This window comes from Pseudomonas sp. SWRI179 (genome assembly GCF_014268705.1).
Taxonomy (GTDB): Bacteria; Pseudomonadota; Gammaproteobacteria; order Pseudomonadales; family Pseudomonadaceae; genus Aquipseudomonas; species Aquipseudomonas zanjanensis.
The window spans coordinates 1-484 of sequence record NZ_JABWRA010000139.1; the positions used below are offsets into that span (position 1 = coordinate 1).

The following is a 484-nucleotide window of genomic DNA, read 5'->3' on the forward strand; positions in this document are numbered from 1 at the left end:
CCCAGCGGGAGCAAGCTCCCTCGCCACAGGTTCGGCGCTCGCCTTCGCAGCTCTTCTAGCCTTCCGCCACCGGCACCCGTTCGTCCAGCACTCGATTGGCCAGTAATGCATACAGTTCAATCAGCTGCTGTACCCCCAAGGCGACATGCCGTCGCGAGGCTTCAAGTTCGAAGGCCAGGTCGCTGATCGTGGCATTGGCGGAGGCCAGGGTTTCGCTGAGGTTGGTGAGGAGGCATTCGGTGTCGATGCCGACCATTCCCACAAAGCTTGGTCGGCTGTGAGGGCGGTGTGTATATCCATTGCTGCGGTAACGGCGGCTTAGGGTTCCGCCCTTACGGCGGGTCACTTTTGAGAAGCCCGGAAGCCGGCCCAGTCAAAAGTAACCAAAACGCTTTTGCCCCACCACTCGGCACCTCGCCTAGGCTCGGTGTGCCCTCACTCCGGCATTGCTCCGTGGGCCGCCGCGAAGGGCCATCCATGGCCC

General features: G+C 62.4%; 1 pseudogene. It reads right to left on the reverse strand.

Going from position 1 to position 484, the window contains the following annotated elements:
- Positions 1-55: 55 nt before the first annotated feature.
- Positions 56-250: pseudogene (locus HU767_RS28590) on the reverse strand (DUF6124 family protein); the annotation flags it as partial.
- Positions 251-484 lie beyond the last annotated feature (234 nt).